This is a genomic window from Escherichia sp. WS1152 (genome assembly GCF_046487665.1).
Taxonomy (GTDB): domain Bacteria; phylum Pseudomonadota; class Gammaproteobacteria; order Enterobacterales; family Enterobacteriaceae; genus Escherichia; species Escherichia coli.
In genome coordinates this window covers 163,787-184,700 of record NZ_JBJQJA010000005.1, presented here as the reverse complement: position 1 = coordinate 184,700, position 20,914 = coordinate 163,787, and the positions used below count along the sequence as shown (strand labels likewise).

The 20,914-nt window shown below is 50.3% G+C and carries 21 protein-coding genes; 8 read left to right on the top strand and 13 right to left on the bottom strand.

Features of this window, described 5'->3' with window-relative positions:
* Positions 1 to 148: 148 nt before the first annotated feature.
* The 8 genes from ACJHW7_RS10460 (at position 149) to ACJHW7_RS10425 (ending at position 9,636) form a co-directional block, all read left to right on the top strand.
* Positions 149 to 1,759: a DUF4049 domain-containing protein gene (locus ACJHW7_RS10460; protein ID WP_021557292.1), complete on the top strand. Its 1,611-nt coding sequence runs from the start codon at positions 149 to 151 to the stop codon at positions 1,757 to 1,759.
* A gap of 261 nt (positions 1,760 to 2,020) precedes the next feature.
* Positions 2,021 to 3,643 (top strand): DUF4049 domain-containing protein, encoded by a 1,623-nt coding sequence (locus ACJHW7_RS10455; protein ID WP_021557291.1) that lies wholly within the window; start codon positions 2,021 to 2,023, stop codon positions 3,641 to 3,643.
* A 189-nt stretch (positions 3,644 to 3,832) separates the two neighbouring features.
* Positions 3,833 to 3,946, top strand: a complete 114-nt coding sequence (gene yhiY / locus ACJHW7_RS10450) for a hypothetical protein (RefSeq protein WP_212736213.1) — start codon at positions 3,833 to 3,835, stop codon at positions 3,944 to 3,946.
* Between the two features lie 62 nt (positions 3,947 to 4,008).
* Positions 4,009 to 5,076 carry an HlyD family secretion protein gene (locus tag ACJHW7_RS10445; RefSeq protein ID WP_000361517.1) on the top strand — a complete coding sequence of 356 codons (1,068 nt, stop codon included), beginning with the start codon at positions 4,009 to 4,011 and terminating at the stop codon, positions 5,074 to 5,076.
* Entirely contained in the window at positions 5,073 to 7,808 is a 2,736-nt protein-coding gene (gene rbbA / locus ACJHW7_RS10440) for a ribosome-associated ATPase/putative transporter RbbA (RefSeq protein ID WP_000149130.1), read from the top strand. Before ACJHW7_RS10445 ends, rbbA begins: the two co-directional genes overlap by 4 nt.
* Entirely contained in the window at positions 7,808 to 8,932 is a 1,125-nt protein-coding gene (locus ACJHW7_RS10435) for an ABC transporter permease (protein WP_021557290.1), read from the top strand. Before rbbA ends, ACJHW7_RS10435 begins: the two co-directional genes overlap by 1 nt.
* A 72-nt stretch (positions 8,933 to 9,004) precedes the next feature.
* Positions 9,005 to 9,280 carry a type II toxin-antitoxin system HicA family toxin gene (locus ACJHW7_RS10430; protein ID WP_001259382.1) on the top strand — a complete coding sequence of 92 codons (276 nt, stop codon included), beginning with the start codon at positions 9,005 to 9,007 and terminating at the stop codon, positions 9,278 to 9,280.
* Positions 9,277 to 9,636 carry a type II toxin-antitoxin system HicB family antitoxin gene (locus tag ACJHW7_RS10425; RefSeq protein ID WP_000593555.1) on the top strand — a complete coding sequence of 120 codons (360 nt, stop codon included), beginning with the start codon at positions 9,277 to 9,279 and terminating at the stop codon, positions 9,634 to 9,636. The genes ACJHW7_RS10430 and ACJHW7_RS10425 overlap by 4 nt, the downstream gene beginning before the upstream one ends.
* Positions 9,637 to 9,685: 49 nt before the next feature.
* On the opposite strand, the gene ACJHW7_RS10420 is transcribed toward ACJHW7_RS10425, so the two are convergent.
* From ACJHW7_RS10420 to nikA, 13 genes are all read right to left on the bottom strand, one after another.
* The gene (locus ACJHW7_RS10420) at positions 9,686 to 10,546 is read right to left on the bottom strand and encodes a class II aldolase (RefSeq protein WP_021557289.1); all 861 of its coding nucleotides are present in this window, start codon (positions 10,544 to 10,546) and stop codon (positions 9,686 to 9,688) included.
* A gap of 31 nt (positions 10,547 to 10,577) precedes the next feature.
* Positions 10,578 to 10,847, bottom strand: a complete 270-nt coding sequence (locus tag ACJHW7_RS10415; RefSeq protein WP_000933060.1) for an HPr family phosphocarrier protein — start codon at positions 10,845 to 10,847, stop codon at positions 10,578 to 10,580.
* On the bottom strand, positions 10,837 to 12,345 hold the full coding sequence (locus ACJHW7_RS10410; RefSeq protein ID WP_021557288.1) for an FGGY-family carbohydrate kinase: 1,509 nt from the start codon (positions 12,343 to 12,345) through the stop codon (positions 10,837 to 10,839). The genes ACJHW7_RS10415 and ACJHW7_RS10410 overlap by 11 nt, the downstream gene beginning before the upstream one ends.
* Entirely contained in the window at positions 12,338 to 13,696 is a 1,359-nt protein-coding gene (locus tag ACJHW7_RS10405) for a PTS galactitol transporter subunit IIC (protein ID WP_001308116.1), read from the bottom strand. Before ACJHW7_RS10405 ends, ACJHW7_RS10410 begins: the two co-directional genes overlap by 8 nt.
* A gap of 76 nt (positions 13,697 to 13,772) precedes the next feature.
* Positions 13,773 to 14,054, bottom strand: coding sequence for a PTS sugar transporter subunit IIB (locus ACJHW7_RS10400; RefSeq protein ID WP_000084025.1), 282 nt, complete (start codon positions 14,052 to 14,054; stop codon positions 13,773 to 13,775).
* The gene (locus tag ACJHW7_RS10395; protein ID WP_001161650.1) at positions 14,051 to 14,524 is read right to left on the bottom strand and encodes a PTS sugar transporter subunit IIA; all 474 of its coding nucleotides are present in this window, start codon (positions 14,522 to 14,524) and stop codon (positions 14,051 to 14,053) included. Before ACJHW7_RS10395 ends, ACJHW7_RS10400 begins: the two co-directional genes overlap by 4 nt.
* A gap of 24 nt (positions 14,525 to 14,548) precedes the next feature.
* Positions 14,549 to 15,295 (bottom strand): GntR family transcriptional regulator, encoded by a 747-nt coding sequence (locus ACJHW7_RS10390; RefSeq protein WP_001308115.1) that lies wholly within the window; start codon positions 15,293 to 15,295, stop codon positions 14,549 to 14,551.
* Positions 15,296 to 15,493: 198 nt separating this feature from the next.
* Complete coding sequence (nikR, locus tag ACJHW7_RS10385; RefSeq protein ID WP_001190062.1) at positions 15,494 to 15,895, bottom strand: nickel-responsive transcriptional regulator NikR; 402 nt, start codon at positions 15,893 to 15,895, stop codon at positions 15,494 to 15,496.
* A gap of 5 nt (positions 15,896 to 15,900) precedes the next feature.
* A complete protein-coding gene (gene nikE, locus ACJHW7_RS10380; protein WP_021557287.1) occupies positions 15,901 to 16,707 on the bottom strand; it encodes a nickel import ATP-binding protein NikE in 807 nt (268 codons plus the stop codon).
* Entirely contained in the window at positions 16,704 to 17,468 is a 765-nt protein-coding gene (gene nikD / locus ACJHW7_RS10375) for a nickel import ATP-binding protein NikD (protein ID WP_001136211.1), read from the bottom strand. Before nikD ends, nikE begins: the two co-directional genes overlap by 4 nt.
* On the bottom strand, positions 17,468 to 18,301 hold the full coding sequence (gene nikC / locus ACJHW7_RS10370) for a nickel ABC transporter permease subunit NikC (protein ID WP_001008963.1): 834 nt from the start codon (positions 18,299 to 18,301) through the stop codon (positions 17,468 to 17,470). Before nikC ends, nikD begins: the two co-directional genes overlap by 1 nt.
* A complete protein-coding gene (gene nikB / locus ACJHW7_RS10365; RefSeq protein WP_000947082.1) occupies positions 18,298 to 19,242 on the bottom strand; it encodes a nickel ABC transporter permease subunit NikB in 945 nt (314 codons plus the stop codon). The genes nikC and nikB overlap by 4 nt, the downstream gene beginning before the upstream one ends.
* On the bottom strand, positions 19,242 to 20,816 hold the full coding sequence (gene nikA, locus ACJHW7_RS10360) for a nickel ABC transporter substrate-binding protein (RefSeq protein WP_000953368.1): 1,575 nt from the start codon (positions 20,814 to 20,816) through the stop codon (positions 19,242 to 19,244). The genes nikB and nikA overlap by 1 nt, the downstream gene beginning before the upstream one ends.
* Positions 20,817 to 20,914 lie beyond the last annotated feature (98 nt).

Sequence of the window (20,914 nt, the reverse complement as noted above, 5' to 3'; positions counted from 1 at the left end):
TTTCATTATTTGGTAAAAGACCGGATGGTCTCGGTGCTTAAAATCAGCGAGCATATACGCATTATTGCTTTATATCGTCGAAAATATGTCTTTCAGACATGTATCATTTATTTTGTTACTAACAAGTCAAAAATATCACGGGTTATTTATGAAAGTATTTCACAATATATTTAAGCACATCTCTTCAAACCATCAAGATAAGCATCCAGATAAAGTTAACAGTCATCAACACCATGGCAAGGTTGATAAAAAACATCGTTCAAAGATAGTTGAAATTGATAAGATGGATAAACATTCGCAAATAGATAACGATTTTGGCCTGCATATCATCTATTTCCTGCAACATGGCTGCTGGAACGTAACTGAACATAGTCCTCAGATAGAAAAAATATGGTTTTACAATAGTGAGCCATCTATAGATATTAAAGAATATAATAGTTTCGCCGACAATACTACTGACACGTTTATCTTTACAATTATACCAGACAATAACCATGTGATAAAATTATCGTCTCCCATTACCGTTACGATTGAGCGTAGGGACGGTTATTATTTTATTAATTTCTCCGGGGATAAATCAGACATAATTTATAAAGTTGATGGGTTTTCTATCAAAGAGAGAAATTTCTTTACTCTTCTTAGTGGTAATTTCAAACCTGACTGGCGTTGGGCTGTCTCTAAAGAGACGTTTCCTAAGGAAAAGTTTGATAGCTATGTTGAATCTGTTTTTTCAAAAATAGACTTTTATAAACAGTGTGGTGTGATTAACCCACAAAATGCCAACACGGCTTATTTTGGCGATACAGATGGAAGAGTAGGCGCTGTACTTTATGCATTGCTCGTTTCAGGGCATATAGGCATCAGGGAAAAGGGGTGGAGTTTATTATGTGATTTATTAGAACACGAAGACATGGCTTCATTCGCATATGAAAATAAAAAATTGGGAAAACTCTTCACTTTATTAGATAAGAGAGACATGTTCTTGAATGAGTTGCATCAACATGTTTTTTTAAAATGCGATGCGATTACCCCTTGTATCTTCCTTGGGGATCATACAGGCGATAGATTTAGTACTATTTTTGGTGATAAATATATCCTTACTTTGCTAAATTCTATGCGAAATATGGAGGGTAATAAAGATAGTCGTATAAATAAAAATGTCGTTGTTCTGGCTGGAAATCATGAAATCAATTTTAATGGTAACTATAGTGCACGACTAGCAAATCATAAACTCTCTTCCGGTGATACATATAACTTAATTAAAACGCTCGATGTTTGTAATTATGACTCAGAAAGGCATGTTTTAACCAGTCATCACGGAATAATAAGGGATGAAGAAAATAAATGTTATTGTCTCGGTGCTTTGCAGGTTCCATTTAATCAGATGAAAAATCCAACTGATCCTGAGGAATTAGCATATATATTTAATAAAAAACATAAACAACATATGGATGATCATCTTTTTCATCTAATTAGAATCAATACTATGGAACCCACACCTGTATATGCTGATTATTTAAATAACACTACTGATTTCAGACCAGCACGTGAACGTATCTTCATATGTGGGGAGACACTCAAATGTGAAGACCCCAGCAAACACATTAGACAAAAATATGGCCATCATGGGTTAGGGGTAAATCAGAATCAAAAAATTGATGATATTATCATGGGGCTAAACTCCAAGATGGCAGTATTTGATGAAAATAAAAAAATAATAGGCTCTTCCTCAGGGCTTAGTTGTTTTCAACCTCGTTAAAACTCCATGAGTGCTGTGGTATGTTTTTTTAATCCTGCCAGTATTTCATAGGTTTTCTTAATCGATTGTAGAGGTATGTACTGATGACGCCTCTACAATCTTTAGGGACTTTCTCTACTATGAGATAAGAAATTTCATATTATGCTTTAAGGCTGAATGATTTGTGCAAAATATAATTATTTTTCCATCGAACATGAGGTGTATGTCATAAGATTAAATGATAACTATGTATTCCTCGCGGTGAATTATATGAGGTAAAAGATGAAAATTGGAACTGTGGCAGGTACTAACGACAGTATAACGACAATCGCAACAAATGATATGGTGCAAGAGCATGTTACCAACTTCACTAAAGAACTGTTTGGGTATATTGCAAATGGTATAGGTGATGATATATCAAGTATTGCCAGGACAATGCTCGGTGAGGTTGTGGAAAAAATAGATGATTGGCAAATAGAACGGTTCCAACAATCTATTCAAGATGACAAAATATCATTTACCATACAAACGGATCATTCAGAAAAATATAGTATGCTATCGGGCATGCGTGCCCATATTCTACGTAGGAATAATAGTTATCAGTTTATCGTGACAATTAATAGTAAAAATTACGGTTGCCCTCTTGATGATACCGATATTAATTGGTGCAGCATTGTTTATTTACTTAATAATATGACAGTAAATGATAATGCTAATGATGTTGCAGTTACTGAGTCGTACAAACCCATTTGGAACTGGAAAATATCGCAATACAATGTATCTGATATTAAATTCGAAAAAATTATAAAACCCCAGTTCGCTGACAGAACCTATTTCTCCAATTGTTCACCTGTTGATCCCACAAGTACCAGACCAACCTATTTTGGTGATACCGATGGCTCAGTTGGTGCAGTTTTGTACGCGCTTTTTGCAACGGGACATTTGGGAATCATGGCTGAAGGAGAAAATTTCCTTAGCCAGTTGCTTAATATAGAAGATGAAGTTCTCAATGTATTGCTAAGGGAGAACTTTAATGAGCAACTTGATACTAATGTTAATACAATAATCAGTATCCTGAACAGAAGAGACATTATTTTAGAAAGTCTTCAGCCTTATTTAGTTATTAATAAAGACGCAGTGACGCCATGTACGTTTTTGGGTGACCAAACCGGCGATCGATTTAGTAATATCTGTGGCGATCAATTTATCATCGATTTGTTAAAACGCATAATGAGCATCAATGATAACGTTCATGTATTAGCTGGAAATCATGAAACGAATTGCAATGGTAACTATATGCAAAACTTCACGCGTATGAAACCACTTGATGAGGATACCTACGCTGGGATAAAAGATTATCCTGTATGTTTCTATGACTCCAAATACAAAATAATGGCAAATCATCATGGGATAACTTTTGATGATCAGCGAAAACGTTACATTATAGGACCGATAACGGTCTCTATTGATGAAATGACCAATGCTCTCGATCCGGTAGAATTAGCGGCAATTATTAATAAAAAGCATCATGCTATAATTAATGGTAAAAAGTTTAAAACTAGCCGGGCTATCTCTTGTCGATCCTTTAATCGTTATTTTTCTGTTTCGACAGATTACAGACCTAAACTTGAAGCACTATTAGCATGCTCACAAATGTTAGGTATAAATCAAGTTGTTGCACATAACGGTAATGGTGGAAGAGAACGTATAGGTGAAACGGGGGCAGTTTTAGGTCTTAACGCCCGTGACAGTAAACATGCTGGAAGAATGTTCAGCATGCATAATTGCCAAATTAACCCTGGTGCAGGGCCTGAGATAACCACTCCCTGGAAGTCTTACCAGCATGAAAAAAACAGAAATGGACTTATGCCTTTGATTAGAAGGCGCACAATGTTACAGCTCTGAACCATAGACAACATGAATATTAATGTTACTATCTGGTTGAGACTGTTGATAAAACGTAAAAAGGAATGCTCTGTTCCTGCAACTGAACAGGCGTGAAACGCTATCCAACAGGATGGATACCGTTTTGTCAGCCAGTTTTATAGATCACATTTATGAGTATGCGTGTTTCATTTACGGCCAGGAATGCTGATGATGACAACATTACTACCCGTTTTCACTAAGCCTTCCCCGTTGGCGCTCAATGCTCTGCGCGCTGGTCGTATTTGTCGTTTCCTTCTTATCCCGGATGGAATAATCCGCTGAACGTCGTTCGGCGGCAGTTGTAACACGCGTCGTTTGCTTACAGGGATTATGGCGGGTCGATTATGGATAAGAGTAAGCGCCATCTGGCGTGGTGGGTTGTCGGGTTACTGGCGGTGGTTGCTATCGTGGCGTGGTGGCTGTTGCGCCCGGCAGGTGTGCCGGAAGGCTTTGCCGTCAGCAATGGGCGCATTGAAGCGACGGAAGTGGATATCGCCAGCAAAATTGCCGGGCGTATCGACACCATTCTGGTGAAAGAAGGCCAGTTTGTTCGCGAAGGCGAAGTGCTGGCGAAGATGGATACTCGCGTGTTGCAGGAGCAGCGACTGGAAGCCATCGCGCAAATCAAAGAGGCACAAAGCGCCGTTGCCGCCGCGCAGGCTTTGCTGGAGCAACGACAAAGCGAAACTCGCGCCGCACAGTCGCTGGTTAATCAACGCCAGGCCGAACTGGACTCCGTGGCTAAACGTCATACGCGTTCCCGCTCGCTCGCCCAACGGGGGGCTATTTCTGCGCAACAGCTGGATGACGATCGCGCCGCCGCTGAGAGCGCCAGAGCGGCGCTGGAATCAGCAAAAGCTCAGGTTTCGGCTTCTAAAGCCGCTATAGAAGCGGCCCGTACCAATATCATTCAGGCCCAAACTCGTGTCGAAGCGGCACAAGCCACTGAACGGCGCATTGCCGCAGATATCGATGACAGCGAACTGAAAGCCCCGCGTGACGGACGCGTGCAGTATCGGGTTGCCGAGCCAGGCGAAGTGCTGGCGGCAGGCGGTCGGGTGCTGAATATGGTCGATCTCAGCGACGTCTATATGACCTTCTTCCTGCCAACCGAACAGGCGGGCACGCTGAAACTGGGCGGTGAAGCCCGGCTGATCCTCGATGCCGCGCCAGATCTGCGTATTCCTGCAACCATCAGTTTTGTCGCCAGTGTCGCCCAGTTCACGCCAAAAACCGTCGAAACCAGCGATGAACGGCTGAAACTGATGTTCCGCGTCAAAGCGCGTATCCCACCGGAATTACTCCAGCAGCATCTGGAATATGTCAAAACGGGCTTGCCGGGCGTAGCGTGGGTGCGGGTGAATGAAGAACTTCCGTGGCCTGACGATCTCGTGGTGAGGTTGCCGCAATGACGCATCTGGAACTGGTTCCCGTCCCGCCTGTCGCGCAACTGGCGGGCGTGAGCCAGCATTATGGAAAAACCGTTGCGCTGAACAATATCACACTCGATATTCCGGCCCGCTGTATGGTCGGGCTGATTGGTCCGGATGGCGTCGGGAAGTCGAGTTTGTTGTCGTTGATTTCCGGAGCCCGCGTCATTGAGCAGGGCAATGTGATGGTGCTGGGCGGCGATATGCGCGACCCGAAGCATCGCCGCGACGTCTGCCCGCGCATCGCCTGGATGCCGCAGGGGCTGGGCAAAAACCTCTACCACACCTTGTCGGTGTATGAAAACGTCGATTTTTTCGCTCGCCTGTTCGGTCACGACAAAGCGGAGCGGGAAGTCCGAATTAATGAGCTGCTGACCAGCACCGGGTTAGCACCGTTTCGCGATCGTCCGGCAGGGAAACTCTCCGGCGGGATGAAGCAAAAACTCGGGCTGTGCTGCGCGTTAATCCACGACCCGGAACTGTTGATTCTTGATGAGCCTACGACGGGGGTTGACCCGCTCTCCCGCGCCCAGTTCTGGGATCTGATCGACAGTATTCGCCAACGGCAGAGCAATATGAGCGTTCTGGTCGCCACCGCCTACATGGAAGAGGCGGAACGCTTCGACTGGTTGGTGGCGATGAATGCCGGAGAAGTGCTGGCAACCGGCAGCGCCGAAGAGTTGCGGCAGCAAACGCAAAGTGCCACGCTGGAAGAGGCGTTTATAAATCTGTTACCGCAAGCGCAACGCCAGGCGCATCAGGCGGTAGTGATCCCACCATATCAACCTGAAAACGCAGAGATTGCCATCGAAGCGCGCGATCTGACCATGCGTTTTGGTTCCTTCGTTGCCGTTGATCACGTTAATTTCCGCATTCCACGCGGGGAGATTTTTGGTTTTCTTGGTTCGAACGGCTGCGGTAAATCCACCACCATGAAAATGCTCACCGGACTGCTGCCCGCCAGCGAAGGTGAGGCGTGGCTGTTCGGGCAACCGGTTGATCCAAAAGATATCGATACCCGCCGTCGGGTGGGCTATATGTCGCAGGCGTTTTCGCTCTATAACGAACTCACCGTGCGGCAAAACCTGGAGTTACATGCCCGTTTGTTTCACATCCCGGAAGCGGAAATTCCCGCGCGAGTGGCTGAAATGAGCGAGCGTTTTAAGCTCAACGACGTTGAAGATGTTCTGCCGGAGTCATTGCCGCTCGGCATTCGCCAGCGGCTTTCGCTGGCGGTGGCGGTGATTCATCGCCCGGAAATGTTAATCCTCGATGAGCCTACTTCTGGCGTCGATCCGGTGGCGAGGGATATGTTCTGGCAGTTGATGGTCGATCTCTCGCGCCAGGACAAAGTGACCATTTTCATCTCCACCCACTTTATGAACGAAGCGGAACGTTGCGACCGTATCTCACTGATGCACGCCGGAAAAGTGCTCGCCAGCGGTACACCGCAGGAACTGGTTGAGAAACGCGGAGCCGCCAGTCTGGAAGAGGCATTTATCGCCTATTTGCAGGAAGCGGCAGGACAGAGCAACGAAGCCGAAGCGCCTCCCGTGATACACGATGCTACACACGCGCCGCGCCAGGGATTTAGCCTGCGCCGTCTGTTTAGCTACAGCCGGCGCGAAGCACTGGAATTGCGCCGCGATCCGGTCCGTTCGACGCTGGCGCTGATGGGAACGGTGATCCTGATGCTGATAATGGGTTACGGCATCAGTATGGATGTGGAAAACCTGCGCTTTGCGGTGCTCGACCGCGACCAGACCGTCAGTAGTCAGGCGTGGACGCTCAACCTCTCCGGTTCCCGTTACTTTATCGAACAGCCGCCGCTTACCAGTTATGACGAGCTTGATCGTCGGATGCGTGCGGGCGATATCACGGTGGCAATTGAGATCCCTCCAAATTTCGGGCGTGATATCGCGCGTGGTACGCCTGTGGAACTCGGCGTCTGGATCGACGGAGCGATGCCCAGTCGTGCCGAAACGGTAAAAGGTTACGTGCAGGCTATGCACCAGAGCTGGCTACAGGATGTGGCGAGCCGACAATCCACACCCTCCAGCCAAAGCGGGCTGATGAACATTGAGACGCGCTATCGCTATAACCCGGACGTAAAAAGCCTGCCAGCGATTGTTCCGGCGGTGATCCCGCTTCTGCTGATGATGATCCCGTCAATGCTAAGCGCCCTTAGTGTGGTGCGGGAAAAAGAACTAGGGTCGATTATCAACCTTTACGTGACTCCCACCACCCGTAGCGAATTTTTGCTTGGCAAACAGCTACCGTACATCGCGCTGGGGATGCTGAACTTTTTCCTGCTCTGCGGTCTGTCGGTGTTTGTGTTTGGCGTACCGCATAAAGGCAGTTTCCTGACGCTCACCCTGGCGGCGCTGCTGTATATCATCATCGCCACCGGAATGGGGCTGCTGATCTCCACCTTTATGAAAAGCCAGATTGCCGCCATTTTCGGTACGGCGATTATCACGTTAATCCCGGCGACACAGTTTTCCGGGATGATCGATCCGGTAGCTTCGCTGGAAGGTCCAGGACGTTGGATCGGCGAGGTTTACCCGACCAGTCATTTTCTGACTATCGCCCGCGGAACGTTCTCGAAAGCGTTGGATCTGACTGATTTATGGCAACTTTTTATCCCGTTGCTGATAGCCATACCGCTGGTGATGGGCTTAAGCATCCTGCTGCTGAAAAAACAGGAGGGATGATGCGCCATTTACGCAATATTTTTAATCTGGGTATCAAAGAGTTGCGCAGTCTACTCGGTGATAAAGCGATGCTGACATTGATTGTCTTCTCGTTTACGGTGTCGGTGTATTCGTCAGCGACCGTCACGCCAGGATCGTTGAACCTGGCACCGATCGCCATTGCCGATATGGATCAATCGCAGTTATCGAACCGGATCGTTAACAGCTTCTATCGCCCGTGGTTTTTGCCACCGGAGATGATCACCGCCGATGAGATGGATGCCGGACTGGACGCCGGGCGTTATACCTTTGCGATAAATATTCCGCCTAATTTTCAGCGTGATGTCCTCGCCGGATGCCAGCCAGATATTCAGGTGAACGTCGATGCCACGCGCATGAGCCAGGCATTTACCGGCAATGGGTATATCCAGAATATTATCAACGGTGAAGTGAACAGCTTTGTCGCGCGCTACCGTGATAACAGCGAACCGTTGGTATCGCTGGAAACCCGGATGCGCTTTAACCCGAACCTCGATCCCGCGTGGTTTGGCGGGGTGATGGCGATCATCAACAACATTACCATGCTGGCGATTGTATTGACCGGATCGGCGCTGATCCGCGAGCGTGAACACGGCACAGTGGAACATTTACTGGTGATGCCGATAACGCCGTTTGAGATCATGATGGCTAAGGTCTGGTCGATGGGGCTGGTGGTGCTGGTGGTATCGGGATTATCGCTGGTGCTGATGGTGAAAGGCGTGCTGGGCGTACCGATTGAAGGCTCGATCCCGCTGTTTATGCTGGGCGTGGCGCTCAGTCTGTTTGCCACCACGTCAATCGGCATTTTTATGGGGACGATAGCGCGTTCAATGCCGCAACTGGGGCTGCTGGTGATTCTGGTGCTGCTGCCGCTGCAAATGCTTTCCGGTGGCTCCACGCCGCGCGAAAGTATGCCGCAGATGGTGCAGGACATTATGCTGACCATGCCGACGACACACTTTGTTAGCCTCGCGCAGGCCATTCTCTACCGGGGTGCCGGATTCGAAATCGTCTGGCCGCAGTTCCTGACGCTGATGGCAATTGGCGGCGCGTTTTTCACCATTGCGCTGCTGCGATTCAGGAAGACGATTGGGACAATGGCGTGAGGAAGGGAAACTTGACTTCATACTGTGATGTCATACTATTGATGTCATAAAGTGAAGTCATAAGGACATGCCATGAGAACCAAGGTACAGGCTTTACGGAAGAAACAAAAAAATACATTGGATCAAATATTTAAATCTCCTGTTCCTCAAGGGATCAAGTGGTCTGATATAGAGTCACTGGTTAAAGCATTAGGCGGAGAAATTAAGGAAGGAAGAGGTTCGCGTTGTAAGTTCATACTAAATATGAGCGTTGCGTGTTTCCATCGGCCTCATCCGTCGCCAGATACCGATAAAGGCGCTGTAGAAAGCGTGCGTGACTGGTTACTAAGTATAGGGGTAAAACCATGATCAAACTGAAGACGCCAAACTCTATGGAGATTGCCGGGCAACCTGCTGTTATCACTTACGTGCCAGAACTGAATGCATTTCGTGGCAAATTCCTGGGCTTGTCAGGTTATTGTGATTTTGTCTCTGACAGCATTCAGGGGCTGCAAAAAGAAGGGGAACTTTCCCTGCGAGAGTATCTTGAGGATTGTAAAGCTGCGGGTATTGAGCCGTATGCGCGTACAGAAAAGATTAAGACCTTTACGTTACGCTATCCAGAATCGCTGAGTGAACGCCTTAATAATGCGGCTGCGCAGCAACAAGTCTCTGTTAATACCTATATTATTGAAACACTGAATGAGCGTTTGAATCATTTATAACTTATAGCGGCCCAACAATTTCTGTTGCGCCGCTATATTTTTGTGGCTCTTAAGATGCCTTTCTAACCAACCGATGCCCCTCATTCATCATCAGGATTTTGCTATACACATCTTCCTCGACGGCGTTTTTTGCTGATGCCATGACTCGTGCCAGATTCGCCTCGTTGTGATTATTCACATACGCTTTGCCGACGGTGGTGATAAACGCTTTGCGCAGATCGCTGGCGATATTTACTTTAGCGACGCGATAATTAACAAAGCTGCGTAATATCTCCGGGGCGATACCGGAGCCGCCGTGAATAACCAACGGCACCGGACAGACTTCGGCAATGCGCTTCAGCAGGGGGATATCGATACGCGGTATATCGTCCAGGCCATGAACGTTGCCAATAGAAACTGCCAGCATGTCGCAACCGGTACGCTCGACAAAGGTCTTCACCTTTTCCGGTTCCGTTTTGCAATCGGCTTCGCTGACGTGATCATCTTCTTTGCCGAGAATCGCCCCCAGCTCCGCTTCAACCGGTACACCATAGGATTTACAGAAATCGACAGCTTCCTGGGTGAAAGCGATATTCTCTTCAAAAGAGAATGCGGCACCGTCAATCATGACCGAGGTAAAGCCCGCGCGCACCGCCTGTTTCACATCCTCCTGAGTTTTCCCGTGATCCAGATGAAGACTGACCGGAACATCCATTTTATCGGCGTGACGTTTCACGATTTCATAAATGTAATCGTATCCCGAGAGTTGTGCATTGGTTGGCGCAATCTGAATGAAGTTGGGTAATCCCGAACGCTCAATAGCGTTTAAAATTGAAATTGTCGTCTCCAGATTGGTGGTATTAAATGCGCCCGCTAATACCCGTTTTTCCTGAATGCGGTCGAGCAGTATCCGTCCATTAACTAATGGCATATTGAAAACCTCATCTTTTAATATCAGTTAATTATTCAGCTTCACCGAAGCGGTCGCGAAATAAGTCGGTGAGAGTCTGTATGGCCTCGTTTTCATCATCACCGTCGCAGCGTATTTCCACCGTTTTTCCGCCTTTTATTCCGGCGCGCATAATATTCATCATGCTGGTGGCATTAATATCATTACCCTCATAGTGCAGCGTCACTTTACAGCTATATTTTTTGGCGGCTTTCGCCAGACAGGCCGCCGGACGTGCATGCAGGCCAGTACTGTTTCTGACCTCCACGGTTTTATTCAACATAGTGTTCCTCCCGATGATGTAATGGCATCACGCCTTCTTGTTGTAATTTCAACTGATACCAGCTTTTCCATTTGTGCTGATAACGCTGTAATTGATGGTATCTCGCCCGATTCGGTAACAAACGTTGGGCTATAGCGACTGGCGGCGGTGGAATATCCGGTGCGGCGGTTAATAATGCTCCGACAGAAACCGCCTCGTTAAATGCAATTGCTTCAACCGGACGCTGTAAAATATCCGCCTTTAATTGCAGCCAAAGAGGATTATGGGTTGCCGGACCGATCACTTTTAACGCGCTGGTGCCAGGCACGTTAAAACAGGCGAAGCAGTTGGCAAATTCCATGGTTAATCCCAGTGATACGCTGGCAATTAACATGTCGATACTTAACGTATCGCCAAGCCCATAAAATAATCCACGGGTATGGCGATTTTTATAGGGCGAACCCGAACCGCGAAGATGTGGAATAAAGACGGGAATGTCATCGAGCAACCAATTCCCCGCCAGATAATCAGCATGTCCGCGAGTAAGTGATGCGGCGATCTCCTCATCGGTTAGCCGGAACGTGTTGCGCAGCCACTCCAGCGCGAAACCGCCCACGGGCAGCGACGCAAACAGGGTGAACTGGTTGGCAAGTGAGTAACAGCCGTTTGCCAGCTTGTCACGTTTAGCCTGTTCATCCAGCGTCGGTTGTGTATCCAGTTGCAGAATGCCTTCCGTGGTCCCCGTCGAGTTAAGGATATCGCCTGGCATCATCTGCAACGCTCGCGCACCCACCATATGGTCATGTCCGGCCAGCGTCACGCTGACCGGTTGCGAGAACCCAAGCGTCTTGCAAAGTGACTCGCTGACCCATCCGGCGTGCTCGCCTGGCTGCACCAATGGCGCAAATGCCGTACAGGGAACGTGTAACAACGCCGCCGCTTTCGCTGACCATTCGCCTTTGCGCACGTCCAGACACAGCGTGCGGCTGGCTAAGGTGATATCCGTGCGCTGTTCGCCAGTCAGCCGCCAGAGCAGCACTTCCGGCGCATGTAGCCAGCGCAAGCTGCGGCGATTACGCAGCGGGTAATGTTCCAGCAACCAGCGCATTTTGAAGGCAGAGTAATTACTGTGTAGTGGTAGACCGCAGATGTCATAAAGTGCCGCACTGTCTGCCTCGCTAAGCGTTGCCAGATACTCTTCACCGCGACGGTCATACCATGCCAGCATTGGCGTCAGGATCTCGCCATGCTCGTCAAGGAACACGCCTGATTCGCCAAAACTGGCAATGCTGATCCGTCTGACTGGCAGCGGCGAAGCGGCGTTCAGTTGCGCTATCGCCTGGCGGACCTCCTGCCAGAGGGCGTCGATATCGAAATCGACATCGCCCTGTGGGGAGATCTGCTTTGCCGTCACGAATTTATGCGCGCCCAACGTCGTTGCGTCCAGGCAGGAAAAGCAGGTGACTTTGCAATTGGTGGTGCCAATATCGATAACGATAGCTGCGCTGTTATCAGGCATAAACCGTGCTCCGCGTCATTCGGAAAATGCCATACAGTACCAGGGCGATAACCGGCACCAGACCAATGGCGATGATATTGCCGTTGAAGATTTCCAGCAGCCAGAAGCGGAACGGGTTACCGCCATCAAGGAAACTGGAAACCTGGCCGCTGGAGCCTTCGGCAAATTTGAAGTTAACGTCTTTCGCCATGCCGGTAATAAACGGTGCGATTTTAGTCGCAATCCACAGGTCGGCAATAATCACCGGGATCGCCGCCAGAACGGTGCGGAAAATATTGCCACGGCTGGCTAAAGCAATCATCGACGCCATTACCGCCAGGTTGGCAAGGTCGCCAAGTGGCAGGACTTCATTACCTGGGAGGACAAACGCGATAAAGACCGAGATTGGCGTTAGCAGCAGGGCGGTGGAGATAATCGCCGGGTTACCTACGGCAACGGCGATATCCAGTCCGATATAGAGATCGTCACGGTCAGGGTATTTGGCATTGAGATACTTTTTAATAGCTTCAGACAGCGGTAATAAACCTTCCATCAGGATGCGTACCATGCGTGGCAGGATGAACATCACACCGCCAATGCTGATGCCAAGCAGCAATACTTTTTTGAAATCGTATCCGGCAATTACGCCGAGCAGAATGCCCAGAATGGTGCCAACCATCATCGGTTCACCGAAGATGCCAAACTTTTTCTGTACGGTTTCCGGGTCGATATGAATACGATTGAGGCCAGGGATATGGTCGATGATTTTGTCGACCAGCAGACCGACCGGGAAGAACACCACCGAAGAGAGCGTCGGCAATGAGATCCCTTCCAGGCCAAAGTATTTTTGTACCAGTGGCGCAGACCAATCGGCGAGTTTAAGTACTACCACCGCAGCAATCGCCGCCGCCAGCAAACCAAAAAACAGGCTGCCGGTGCTGTAATAAACCAGCGTACCAGCAAGGGCAAAATGCCAGTAGTTCCACATATCTACGTCAACGGTGCGGGTTTTATTTAACGCCAGCATCGCCACGTTAATCAGAATGGTCAGGGGAATAACAAACGGGGCAATTGGCGAACCCCATGTAATAGCGGAAAGCGGCGGCCAGCCTAAATCTACCACCGGTAAATTAATTCCGGTGCGTTCAACCATCGCCTGGGCCGCTGGCCCGACATTGCTGGTCAGAATATCGAAAATGGCATAAATACCGACAAAACCAATGCCGACTGTTAATGACGAACGTAAGGCTTTAGCGGGTTTTACTTTAAAACAGAGAGCAAGAATAAATAACACCAACGGCAACATTACCGTCGGGCCAAATCCCAATATATATTGCACAATATTATAGAGGGTATGCGCGATATCGTTCATAATAAACCTCTTTTTCAGGCGAGAGCGCACCTCGCGTTAGCGCCTGATGGAGTGGGTTGAAATTAATTATTATTAATTACTTTTTAAGGATCGAAACAATTTGCGCCAGTACTTTCTCTTCGCCAATACCGGTAATAATAGGCAAGCCGTTAACCACCGGGACGTCGAGTTCATAAGGCACTTTAGTCGTTGAGACTACCAGTGCTACGCCGTCAGTATTTCCAGGTAAAGAGGCAACGTTGGTTTGGGAATAATTGACGTTAAGACCTTGCTCTTTGCAATATTCCATGACTTTTTCTGTTACCGCCGTGGATGTGGCAATACCCGTGGCGCAGACAAATAAAATGGTTTGACTCATATTTCACCTCGTTCTTTCATTTTGTTTAAGATTACTGTGTGTATTTCTGTTGTTTCCATCGTAAGCAGGGCTTGCATAAAGGGCGTATCCTGAATCATTTCCATAATCCAGCCCAGGGCATTTAATTGTTTGTTACTTTCGCTTAAGGCGAGCAAAAAAATCACCCTGACAGGTACGGGGTCAGGATCGCCGCCCATATCGGCAAACTCTACCGGTTCCGGCAGGATGCCGACGGCAATTGCATTGTGCCTGACATGTTTATGGTCCGTGTGTGGAATAGCGACGCACGGTGGTTCGGTAGGCAGCCCCGTTGGGTACGTCGCCTCACGTTTCAGTACGTGATCGGCAAAGTCAGGGACCACCAGCTCGGCGGCAACCAACGGTTGCGCTAACTGACGGATGATCTGTTCAACGCTTAACCCTGCCGGAAGTCGTTGAATATAATTTTCCTGAAACTGTATGCCTTGCATTTTATTCCTCTTAAAAAAGTGTACTTAACTCACTTCCCGCCGTTGCAGCACGGTGCCAAGATAATATTTATTTCCTTTTAACCAGACGTTGCCAAACTCAACGGGTAATCCTCGGGAGAAAAAGACTAACTGCTCCAGATGCAAAACGGGTGCATCTTCACTGATATCTAAAAAATGACCGCGTTCATTACCAATTAATCGCGCGGCATAGCGACTTTCCGAGTAACGAATTTTTCTTTGCGACAAACTTTCTATTGTTGGAAATAAATTGTGTTGATTAAAATCGATTTCCGCGATGCCGGGGCATAGCTCAATATTGATACGGTTCTCTATCAGCATCGCTTTTTCATCACCAATCGAACGTAAACGTTCAAGGTAAAGAATATCCTGACCGGGCGTTATTCTTAATTTCTCTGCTACATAACGATTAGCCGGTTCAATCCGTGACGTAATAACTTCAGTGGTAAAATGTATTTTCTGGCTTTCCAGCGATTCCGCGAATGACAATAATCCTTCACCTAACGGATAGGCCACGTTCTCTTTTTTGACAAATGTTCCCTTGCCCTGGACCTGAATCAACACGCCTTCTTTTACCAGTTGGGCGACCGCTTTTTTAACGGTTCCCCGACTGACTTCCAGCATATCCATAATCTGGTATTCCGAAGGGATGCGATCGTCTTCCACCAGATCTCCGGTATAAATACTTTCTCTTATCCACTCCACCACTTGTTGATAGAGCGGTATTTGTGACGACTTACTTAATGATTTCATGGCGCGCACCTGAACATTTACAGTTGTCTATGGACAATCATGGACAACTTCAAGCGTATAGTAGGTGAACAGGCGAAAAAGAGGATCGAAGCGTCTCACATTTTGAGGGACCAAATCGTGATCAAAAAAATGTGATGGAAGTCGAAGTTTGGCAGGAATTTACTGCGCCGTGAGGAAATAACGGCGCGTTGGGAGGTGTTAATCTTCCTTCGGCAGGCACTGTAAATGCCCGTGCCGCACGCCGCGCTGGGCGATAACGTCATCGGCAAAATGCTGCACGTCACCCATGTCGCCTTTCAACACGGCGATTTCCAGACAGTCGTCGTGGTTGATATGGACATGCAGCGTGGCGACGGAGAGGTCGTGGTGATGATGCTGGGTGGAAACAATACGGCTGGCTAAGTCGCGTTTTTCGTGTTCATACACATACGACAGCACCGCGAAACCTTGTGTGCCGTGCTGCTGGGTAGCTTCCTGCGCCAGGGCGCTACGCAGAATATCGCGGATAGCTTCGGAACGGTTGTTATAACCACGACGCTGGCTCAGGCTGTCCAGCGTCTCCAGTAAATCGTCATCAAGCGTGATGGTGACTCGTTGCATTTGCGTTAAACCTTTTCTGAGGTGCGACGGCGCACGGGGAATGCGGGTAATACCGCGTTTTGTAGCACACGTCCGGCGTCAGAGGAAAAGGTTAATTTATCTCCCACCGCCTGGGTTTCGACGATTTGTCCGTTGTCCATCACCATCACTCGCTGGCAAAAGCGTTCCACCAGGCGTAAGTCGTGGGTGATGAACAGGCAGGCAGTGCCAAACTGTTGTTGTAGCTTTTTCAGCAGGCGAATGACGCCCGCCTGTAACACGAGATCAAGGTTAGAAACGGCTTCATCCAGAATCAGTAGTTTCGGTTCGACCGCCAGTGCGCGAGCCAGGCAGACACGTTGGAGCTGGCCGCCGCTTAACTGCGGTGGGCGCTTGTCGAGCACGCTGTCGTCGAGATCGACCGCCTTCAGCATTTCGCTGGCGCGCGCCAGTTGTTCGGATTTTTTCAGTGATAGCAGGTGGCGCATCGGTTCACGCAGGATCTCGCGCACGGTTTTGCGCGGATTCACGGCGCTGATGGAGTCCTGAAATACCATCTGAATATCGCGGCGGAACGCTTTACGCTGGGCGCGATTGAGCTTTGCCAACGATTCGCCGCGCCAGCTAATATTCCCTTGTGAGGGAGACTCTAAGCCTACCAGCAGCCGCGCGAGGGTGCTTTTCCCGCAGCCGCTGCGCCCCAGCAGGGCGACGGTTTCGCCGCTTTTCAGGGTCAGGGAAACGTTATTAAGCACCGCCTGGTGCTGATGTTTTCCGCTAAATCCACCGTGCGCATAGTGATGGGAAAGGCCGGAAACGTTAAGTAAAGTCATGATGCCAGCTCCATACCGTAGAGGGCGAGATGAGCGGAAACCAGGCTGCGCGTCACCGCATGTTTGGGGGCGTTAAACAGCGTTTCGACATCGCCCTGTTCGACAATCTTACCGTGCGACATCACCGCCACGTCATCCGCCAGACGCGCCACTACGCCCATATCATGGGTGACCAGCAGCATCCCCGGTGCCTGTTTTTGCATAATGCTTTCCAGCAGATCGAGGATGCGCGCCTGTGCTACCACGTCGAGGTCGGTGGTTGGTTCATCGGCGATGATAAACGGTGATTCGCAAAGCACCGCCATCGCAATCATCATGCGCTGCAACATGCCGCCGCTCATCTCGAACGGGTACAGCTTCAGCACGCGTGCGGCGTTTTCCAGCCCCACCGCTTCTATGGCAGCGGTAAGCGTAGCGTCATCGGCGGGTTTCCCTAACGCCAGGCAGGTTTCCCGCGCGTGGGTGTGCATGGTGTGCAGTGGATTAAAGGCGCTGCGCGGGTTCTGCATGATGGTGGCAATTTTGATGCCGCGCAGGGCGCAAGGCGAAACCGGTTTGCCATCGGCTAAAATTTCCCCCGCCGTCTGGCGAACGCCAGCGGGCAGAATGCCCAGCGTCGCGGCGCAGGTCAGTGATTTCCCGCTGCCGCTACCGCCGACTAACGCCAGCACACGCCCGCGTTTAAGGGTTAACGATACGCCGTGCACCAGCGGCTGCGCGGCCTGTAGCGCGATATTACGCAGTTCAATCTGTTGCGGCATTAGTGTGCGTGCTCCGTCACCAGATGAGGATCCAGATGATCGCGCAGTGCGTCACCCACCAGGTTAAAGGCCATCACGCTGATAAACAGCGCCAGCCCCGGCCAGAACATTTGCAGTGGCTGGGTCCAGATATACTGGCGCGCGTCGTTAATCATCACGCCCCATTCGGCGGTCGGCGCGGTCACGCCGAGGCCGAGGAAGGACATCCCCGCGACGTGCAGCATCATATGGCCGATATCCAGCGTTGCCAGCACCAGCAGCGAGGGGATCACCGCACCTGCCAGATGATCAACAAACACCCGCACATGGCCTGCGCCAGAAAGCCGTGATGCCAGCACAAACTCGCGCTGGCGCAGGGAAATCACCAGGCTTCGCACCATGCGCGCGTACCACGCCCAGTGCGACAGGGCGATGGCGATAATTACGTTGGTCAGCCCAGTGCCGAGCACGCCAACCATAAAGAACGACAGAATCGAGGTCGGGAAGGTCATAAACATATCGGCGACGCGCATGGTGGCCTGATCAACGCGTCCGCCAATCAGTCCGGCGCTGCCGCCAATAACCAGCCCCAATGTCAGCACCAGCAGTAGGCAGGCCATTACCGAACCGAGCGACACGCGGGTCGCTGCCATCAGCCGCGAGAAAATATCGCGACCTAAGTGATCGGTGCCCAGCCAGTGCTGCGCATCCGGCGAAAGCAGGCGCGACGGCAAATCAATCGCCTGGGGGTCATACGGCAGCCACCACTGGCTGGTGAGCGCAATCAGCGCCAGCAGGGCGATAATGATCAGCGCCAGGCGTACCGACCAGCGGGAAGAGAGGAAAAAGTTCACGCGTGCGCTCCTTCATGACGACGAATGCGCGGGTCCAGCGCGGCGTTGAGCAAATCGACAATCAAATTACAGACCACAAAAACCACCACCATCATCAGCGTAAAGCACTGGATCACCGGATAGTCACGGTTAAAAATCGCCGACACCGCATAGCGCCCGACGCCCGGCCAGGCAAAGATGTTTTCGATAATCATCGTCCCGCCAATCAGTTCGCCGATGTGCATCCCCACGGCGGTGATCATCGGCAGCGAGGCATTGCGCAGGATGTGGCGACGTTCGGTCTGTTTGTCATTCAGGCCGCGTAGCCGCGCCCAGGTGACGTGACGCTGACCGGCTACGTCCAGCATACTGGCGCGCAGCAGCCGCGCGTTAATCGCCAGCGACATAAAGGCAATGGAAACCGCAGGCAAAATGATGTGCTGCCAGCCGCCGTAACCCATCGCGGGTAGCCATTGCAGATACACCGAAAACGCCATCACCAGTAAAAACGCCAGCCAGAAGTTAGGCATCGACACGCCAAGAAACGCGATGAAACGTACGGCGAAATCCGGCAGACGGTCACGATGGCGCGCCGCCCAGATACCGAGCGGTACGGAAGTGAGCAGAATTAATACCAGCGCCGCACCCGCCAGTTCCAGCGTAGCAGGCAGGAAGTTCAGCATATCGTCCAGCACCGGGCGCTGCGTGGCAAATGAGATGCCGAAATCAAGATGCAGCGCCTTCCACAACCAGGTGCCGTACTGCACATACAGCGGCTGATCCAGTCCGAGCATGGTGCGGGTAGAGGCCAGCATCTCTGGCGTCGGCGGCAGGTTAGACAGACGCAAATAATCGAGCGCCGGGTCGCCGGTACCGAGGCGCAGCATCAGAAAAATGATCACCGAGGCGGCGAGCACCATGGGGATCAGCAGCAGAAAGCGGCGTAATACGTAACGCAACATTAAGGTTTCACCGGTTTAATCTGTTCGAACGGAATTTCGGTGGCGATCGGCGCGTAGGGGATGTTACCCAGCTCCGGTTTTGATACCACCATCATTGAGATGTAACTGATAGGCAGATAAACCGCCTCGTCATGCAGACGGGTCAGAATGTCGCGATACAGCGCCTGACGTTGCGTTTCGTCATGGGTCGCCAGCACTTCGCCGATCTCTTTATCAATCAGCGGTTTGTCGGCTAATCCTTGCTGTGCCTGGAAGTCAGCGTGTGACGGTACGCGCATTGAACTGAGGAAGGCGTGTGGATCGTATGGCGCGCCCCAGGTGCGGTGGAAAATCATGCCAAAACGACCGTCGCGCTGACGAGCATAGATACTGCTCTCTTCTTCGCCAATCAGCGAGACATCTGCGCCAATCTGGCGCATATCAGCCTGAATGATTTCCGCCATCGATTTGCTTAACGCATCGGTGCCGATGAACGACAGTTCAATGCGCAGCGGCTGACCATTTTTCTCGCGGATGTCTTTGCCCGCAGGCAGCGTCCAACCGGCTTTTTCCAGCAACGCTTTCGCTTTCTGCGGATCGTACTGGCGCGGTTTCAGGCCGAGGTTGGCGTAGGGCACAGAAGGGGCAAACAGGGTGTCGGCGACCTGCTGGGTGCCATACAACGCGTTATCAATCAGCGATTTTTTGTTTACCGCGTAATTAAGAGCTTCACGTACTGCCAGCTCATTGGTGGGGGCTTTGGCGGTATTGAGCGCCAGCATCACGGTTTCGATCGGCTGTGACAGTTGGGTGTGGTAAGCCGGGTTCTGGCTAAAGCGGGCGAAGGTATCGAGCGGTAATAACCCTTCGTTTCCGTACAGCAGGTCGATATCGCCAGTTTCAAACGCCACCGCGCGGGTAGTCGGGTCCGGGATCACGTTAAAAGTGATCTTCTTAATCGCCGGCTTTTCGCCCCAGTAGTTTTCGTTACGGACGAAGACATCGTACTGATTCAGTTTCGATTCCTGCAAAACCCACGGCCCGGTGCCAATCGGCGCTTTAATCCCGTTCATGGTTTCATGGTTTTTAAACTGCGAGGGGGCGATAAAGCGGAAAGGGCGCGGCAGGGCCAGTTCTTGCAGGAAAGGATAGTAGGCGCTTTTCAGGGTGATTTGCAGCTCTGTTTTACTGAGTGCTTTGACATCAACAATCTGGTTTGCCAGCTCCAGCCAGGCGTGACGTTGACGGTTATCGAGCACTGCGCGGAAGTTTTCTGCCGCTGCCTCTGCATCAAACGGTTCGCCGTTGGAGAATTTCACGTCATCACGCAGGGTGAAGGTCCAGGTTTTACCATCTTCTGAATGAGTCCAGCTTTTTGCCAGCCACGGGATCACCGAACCGTCTGCCTGATATTTCACCAATGGTTCATAAACCATGCTCTGGGCGAACATCTGGTTAGGCGTGTAAAGGTGCGGGTTTAGTGGCCCGACATTCACCGGCCAGGCGGTGGTGATTTCATCTGGTGCAGCGGCATGGACGATAAAAGACGCACAAGCCAGCAGCGCAAATAGAGTGCGGCGGAGTGTGGAGAGCATGGTAACCCCAATGGATTAAAATAGATGGCGGAAATAAGTATGACGATTTTAAGTATTCGTCATACTGATTACCTGTTCTGGATCAATAGATGGGCAGT

What these genes read in the sequence shown, in the direction of transcription:
- ACJHW7_RS10460 (WP_021557292.1), top strand. Translation starts at nt 149, where the DNA reads ATGAAAGTATTTCACAATATATTTAAGCACATCTCTTCAAACCATCAA.
- ACJHW7_RS10455 (WP_021557291.1), top strand. Translation starts at nt 2,021, where the DNA reads ATGAAAATTGGAACTGTGGCAGGTACTAACGACAGTATAACGACAATC.
- yhiY (WP_212736213.1), top strand. Translation starts at nt 3,833, where the DNA reads ATGATGACAACATTACTACCCGTTTTCACTAAGCCTTCCCCGTTGGCG.
- ACJHW7_RS10445 (WP_000361517.1), top strand. Translation starts at nt 4,009, where the DNA reads ATGGATAAGAGTAAGCGCCATCTGGCGTGGTGGGTTGTCGGGTTACTG.
- rbbA (WP_000149130.1), top strand. Translation starts at nt 5,073, where the DNA reads ATGACGCATCTGGAACTGGTTCCCGTCCCGCCTGTCGCGCAACTGGCG.
- ACJHW7_RS10435 (WP_021557290.1), top strand. Translation starts at nt 7,808, where the DNA reads ATGCGCCATTTACGCAATATTTTTAATCTGGGTATCAAAGAGTTGCGC.
- ACJHW7_RS10430 (WP_001259382.1), top strand. Translation starts at nt 9,005, where the DNA reads ATGAGAACCAAGGTACAGGCTTTACGGAAGAAACAAAAAAATACATTG.
- ACJHW7_RS10425 (WP_000593555.1), top strand. Translation starts at nt 9,277, where the DNA reads ATGATCAAACTGAAGACGCCAAACTCTATGGAGATTGCCGGGCAACCT.
- ACJHW7_RS10420 (WP_021557289.1), bottom strand. Translation starts at nt 10,546, where the DNA reads ATGCCATTAGTTAATGGACGGATACTGCTCGACCGCATTCAGGAAAAA.
- ACJHW7_RS10415 (WP_000933060.1), bottom strand. Translation starts at nt 10,847, where the DNA reads ATGTTGAATAAAACCGTGGAGGTCAGAAACAGTACTGGCCTGCATGCA.
- ACJHW7_RS10410 (WP_021557288.1), bottom strand. Translation starts at nt 12,345, where the DNA reads ATGCCTGATAACAGCGCAGCTATCGTTATCGATATTGGCACCACCAAT.
- ACJHW7_RS10405 (WP_001308116.1), bottom strand. Translation starts at nt 13,696, where the DNA reads ATGAACGATATCGCGCATACCCTCTATAATATTGTGCAATATATATTG.
- ACJHW7_RS10400 (WP_000084025.1), bottom strand. Translation starts at nt 14,054, where the DNA reads ATGAGTCAAACCATTTTATTTGTCTGCGCCACGGGTATTGCCACATCC.
- ACJHW7_RS10395 (WP_001161650.1), bottom strand. Translation starts at nt 14,524, where the DNA reads ATGCAAGGCATACAGTTTCAGGAAAATTATATTCAACGACTTCCGGCA.
- ACJHW7_RS10390 (WP_001308115.1), bottom strand. Translation starts at nt 15,295, where the DNA reads ATGAAATCATTAAGTAAGTCGTCACAAATACCGCTCTATCAACAAGTG.
- nikR (WP_001190062.1), bottom strand. Translation starts at nt 15,895, where the DNA reads ATGCAACGAGTCACCATCACGCTTGATGACGATTTACTGGAGACGCTG.
- nikE (WP_021557287.1), bottom strand. Translation starts at nt 16,707, where the DNA reads ATGACTTTACTTAACGTTTCCGGCCTTTCCCATCACTATGCGCACGGT.
- nikD (WP_001136211.1), bottom strand. Translation starts at nt 17,468, where the DNA reads ATGCCGCAACAGATTGAACTGCGTAATATCGCGCTACAGGCCGCGCAG.
- nikB (WP_000947082.1), bottom strand. Translation starts at nt 19,242, where the DNA reads ATGTTGCGTTACGTATTACGCCGCTTTCTGCTGCTGATCCCCATGGTG.
- nikA (WP_000953368.1), bottom strand. Translation starts at nt 20,816, where the DNA reads ATGCTCTCCACACTCCGCCGCACTCTATTTGCGCTGCTGGCTTGTGCG.